Source organism: Bradyrhizobium sp., from assembly GCF_035701725.1.
Classification (GTDB): Bacteria; Pseudomonadota; Alphaproteobacteria; order Rhizobiales; family Xanthobacteraceae; genus Bradyrhizobium.
Genome location: NZ_DASSRP010000060.1, coordinates 1 through 4,283, shown reverse-complemented (window position 1 = coordinate 4,283; position 4,283 = coordinate 1). Strand labels below are relative to the sequence as shown.

The following is a 4,283-nucleotide window of genomic DNA, read 5'->3' as shown; positions in this document are numbered from 1 at the left end:
TGTGCGTTGCGATAACCATTGGCCTCGCCGAGCGCGAGCGCATCGTCCCAGGCCTTGGTCGCATGCGCGATCAGATCGGCCTGCGGGCAGGAGGCGTGGTCGAGCGGCACCGGGTTCACCGAGAGCGCCTCGTAACCCGTCGCTTCGCCATGGGCGGCGCGGCGGTGGTTGCGGATCACCCGCAGCATGTGCGCGGCGTTCTTCTTGTAGCCGGGGAAGGTGCCGAGCTCGGCCGCCATCTCGGCCGAGGTCTTGTAGGCGATTCCGGTCATGACCGCGGTCAGCGCGCCGCAGAGCGAGCGGCCTTCCTTGCTGTCATAAGGAAGTCCCATGGTCATCAACAAGCCGCCGATATTGGCAAAGCCGAGGCCCAGCGTGCGGAACTCGTAGGAGAGTTCGGCGATCGCCTTCGACGGGAATTGCGCCATCATCACGGAGATTTCGAGCACGATGGTCCAGAGCCGGCAGAGGTGCTCGTAGGACTCGGTGTCGAAGGTCTTGGTCGTGGTGTTGTAGAACGTCAGCAGGTTGGCGGAGGCGAGGTTGCACGCCGTGTCGTCCAGGAACATGTATTCCGAGCACGGGTTGGAAGCGCGGATATCGCCGGACGCCTTGCAGGTGTGCCAGTCGTTCATCGTGGTGTTGAAGTGCAGGCCCGGATCGGCCGACGCCCAGGCGGCGTAGCCGATCTTCTCCCAGAGGTCGCGCGCCTTCAGCGTCTTGGTGATCTTCTTGGTGGTGCGTCCCACCAGATTCCAGGTGCCATCGGTCTCGACCGCGCGGAGGAAGTCGTCCTTCAGTGACACCGAATTGTTGGAGTTCTGGCCGGAGACCGTCAGATACGCTTCCGAATCCCAGTCGGTGTCGTAGGTGTCGAACGAGATGTCCTTGTAGCCCTGCTTGGCGAACTGGATCACCCGCTTGATGTAGTTGTCAGGCACGAGGCTGCGGCGCGCGAGCTTGATCTCGCGGCGAAGGGCAGGGTTCTTCTCGGGGTCGAAGCAGTCGTCGCCTGAACCTTCGCAGTTCACGCAGGCCTTCATCACGGCCTTGAGGTGCTTCTGGTTGATATTGGAGCCGGTGACGAGGGCGGCGACCTTCTGCTCCTCCTTCACCTTCCAGTCGACATAGGTCTCGATGTCGGGGTGATCGACGTCGACCACCACCATCTTGGCGGCGCGGCGCGTGGTGCCGCCCGACTTGATGGCGCCGGCGGCGCGGTCGCCGATCTTGAGGAAAGACATCAGGCCGGACGAACGTCCGCCGCCGGAAAGTTTCTCGCCTTCGCCGCGCAGGCGCGAGAAGTTCGAGCCGGTACCGGAGCCGTATTTGAACAGGCGCGCCTCGCGCACCCACAGGTCCATAATGCCGCCCTCGTTGACGAGGTCGTCCTCGATGCCCTGGATGAAGCAGGCGTGCGGCTGCGGATGTTCGTAGGCGGACTTGGACTTGGTCAGCTTGCCGGTCTTCCAGTCGACGTAATAGTGGCCCTGGCCGGGACCGTCGACGCCATAGGCCCAATGAAGCCCGGTGTTGAACCATTGCGGCGAGTTCGGCGCGACCATCTGCTTGGCGAGCATGTAGCGCAGCTCGTCAAAGAAGGCGCTAGCGTCTTCTTCGCTACTGAAATAGCCGCCCTTCCAGCCCCAATAGGTCCAGCAGCCGGCCAGGCGATCGAACACCTGCTTGGCGGAGAGTTCGCTGACATAGCGCTCGTTCTCCGGGAGAGCCGCCAGGGCATCGGTATCCGGCACCGAACGCCACAGCCATGAGGGAACCGTCTCTTCCTCGACCTTCTTCAGACGCGCGGCAACGCCGGCCTTGCGGAAATACTTCTGCGCCAGCACGTCGGAGGCGACCTGCGACCAGAACTCCGGCACCTCGACATTCTCCAGTCGAAACACCACCGAGCCGTCGGGATTGCGGATCTCAGATGTCGTTAATCTGAAATCAATCTGTGCGTAGGGTGACTGGCCGGTTTTGGTGTGGCGCCGTTCGATTCGCATTGGTCGTGCCCCGTTCTTCTTGAGCCGGCCGCCGCCGCGGCTGCCGGATATTGTTGCCTTTAGCGATCCCTCTACTTCACCTTCCCACCCGGAAGGCGCCTTGAAGTCCCGCAGTTCCTGAGCCGGTGGTTCCGGCCCTTGTTCTCTGACGGTTCAACCGGGGTGGCTCGCCACCATCGGCTGTCCGGTTCATGGCTTTCGAGAACGGAGCAACCCCAGCGCCGTCTCAAACTCCATGTACTCAACGCCCCAACTCAACTTCCGGCCGTTCGGCCGCTTTTTTCGTTCGGCCATTCGGCCGTTTACGCTTCGACGGGGTCCTTAGGACGAGGGACAAAACAGCCCGTATCCGTTGCCTCGACCGGCCGACGGAGTGGTTATTTTGGAACCCTTTAGGGAGCGACCGGCGGGACCCAAACACACTCGCGCCGAACAGGAGAAAGCTAGGACGACTCCAACGCGCACGTCAAGAAGTAGTGCGGGTTTCTGAATCAAATACTAAATATGGTGGGAAATGGGGAAAACCAGGGGGCCGCGCCCGCGCCTGATGGGCCCAAGTATCAGTGAGTCCTCAGGGATTCCCAAGGGAAAAAATTTGTGATCGGGAAGGCGGCGCCGCCTTCACCCCGCTGTTCACAGGGACAAGTATTTTTGTGGGCTTTGGCTTGCTTTGCGAAGACTCACGTAAGCGCACGGGATTTCCGGTCAGACATGTCGTTCCGGTGGTGGTTCGATCGACCAAGGCACGGCAAACTTCTCTGACCGCGAGCGACTCACCCCCATGACACATCCAAAGCCTCCGGCCGCGAAAGCGCGCATTGCGCCCGCGGGCCTCGCCTTCCTCGCCATCACCTCGATCGGCTGGGGATTCAACTGGCCTGCGACCAAGTTCCTGATCGGCTATCTGCCGCCGCTGACGCTGCGCGGCACCACGGGGGTGATCGGCGCCGGCCTCTTGGCCGTTCTGGCGCTGATATGGGGCCAGAGCTTGCGGGTTCCGCGCGCGCTCTGGCCGCGCCTTGTGCTCGCCGCCATTCTCAATGTCGGTTGCTGGATGGTGCTGATGGGCTTTGCGCTCGTCTATCTGCCGGCGAGCGAGGCGACCATGGTCGCCTACACCATGCCGGTCTGGGCCTCGCTCCTGGCGTGGCCGATCCTCGGCGAGCGGCCAAATCTGTTGCGGGTGCTGTCGCTGGTGATGGCCTTTGCCGGCCTGACGGCTATTCTCGGCAGCCACGGCTTTGCGGCGAGTGCTTCCAAACTGCCGGGGATCCTGATGGCGCTGGGCGGCGCGCTCGGCTTTGCGCTCGGCACGGTGCTGGCCAAGAAATGGCCGCTGCATCTGCCGCCGGTCACGGCCGCGGCGTGGCAGATCGGCGTCGGCTGCTTTCCGATCGCGATCATCGGCTTTCTGGTCGATAAGTCGAATTTCGCCGGCCTCACGCTCAATGGCTGGCTGCTGTTCAGCTATTCGACCATCGGGCAGTTCTGCGTCGCTTACGTCGCCTGGTTTGCGGCGCTGGCTCGGCTGCCGGCGTCCGTCGCGGCGATCGGCACCATGGCGGTTCCAGTGATCGGCGTGGTGACCTCGGCGGTGGCGTTGCACGAGCCGCTCGGCATCGGCCAGATCGCCGCACTTGGCTTCACACTCGCGGGGGTTGCGCTGGCCACCCAGTCCTGACCCTCACGTAACTGGACAATTCGGCCCGCAACTGGCATCAGGGCCTTCAATCGTCCCCGAAAAGCGGCTCGCCTGTCATGAAGCAGTTCTTCCTCAAACTATTCACCTGGTGGAACGGCCAGACCTTCGGCACCCAGCTCTGGACCTGGCGCTTCGGCGAGCTGGTCGGCGAGGACGAGCAGGGCAACCGCTATTACCGCACCCGCGGCGGCAAGATCGATCCGACGCTGCATTTCGAGCGCCGCTGGGTGGTCTATAACGGCCTGGCCGAGGCCAGCCGCATCCCGCCGGCCTGGCATGGCTGGATCCATCACACGGTTGACACCCCGCCAACCGAGGACGGCCACAAGCCGCGCGAGTGGGAAAAGCCGCATGTGCCGAACCTGACCGGCACGCCCTATGCCTACCGTCCCTCCGGCTCGACGCTGTCGAGCGGCAAGCGCCCGAAGGCGACCGGCGACTACGTGCCGTGGACGCCGGGCGGCTAGCCCGCTTTCGCAATTTCACTGCAGCAATAGCCGCGCTGTCCCCCTTGTGCGGCGCGCACGGAAACGTGTGCGCTGCCCACTTGCCTGTGAACAGCGGTATCAACGGGG

General features: G+C 63.4%; 2 protein-coding genes and 1 pseudogene. 2 read left to right on the top strand and 1 reads right to left on the bottom strand.

Annotation, left to right across the window (positions count from 1 at the left end):
• Positions 1-2,006 (bottom strand): annotated as a pseudogene (locus VFL62_RS03005) (vitamin B12-dependent ribonucleotide reductase); the annotation flags it as partial.
• A gap of 781 nt (positions 2,007-2,787) precedes the next feature.
• On the opposite strand from VFL62_RS03005, the gene VFL62_RS03000 reads away from it, so the two are divergent.
• Positions 2,788-3,687: a DMT family transporter gene (locus VFL62_RS03000; RefSeq protein ID WP_325170897.1), complete on the top strand. Its 900-nt coding sequence runs from the start codon at positions 2,788-2,790 to the stop codon at positions 3,685-3,687.
• Positions 3,688-3,764: 77 nt separating this feature from the next.
• Positions 3,765-4,175, top strand: a complete 411-nt coding sequence (locus tag VFL62_RS02995) for an NADH:ubiquinone oxidoreductase subunit NDUFA12 (protein WP_325170896.1) — start codon at positions 3,765-3,767, stop codon at positions 4,173-4,175.
• Positions 4,176-4,283 lie beyond the last annotated feature (108 nt).

Excerpts from the sequence above, each read along its gene's own strand:
- VFL62_RS03000 (WP_325170897.1), top strand. The coding sequence starts at position 2,788 with ATGACACATCCAAAGCCTCCGGCCGCGAAAGCGCGCATTGCGCCCGCG.
- VFL62_RS02995 (WP_325170896.1), top strand. The coding sequence starts at position 3,765 with ATGAAGCAGTTCTTCCTCAAACTATTCACCTGGTGGAACGGCCAGACC.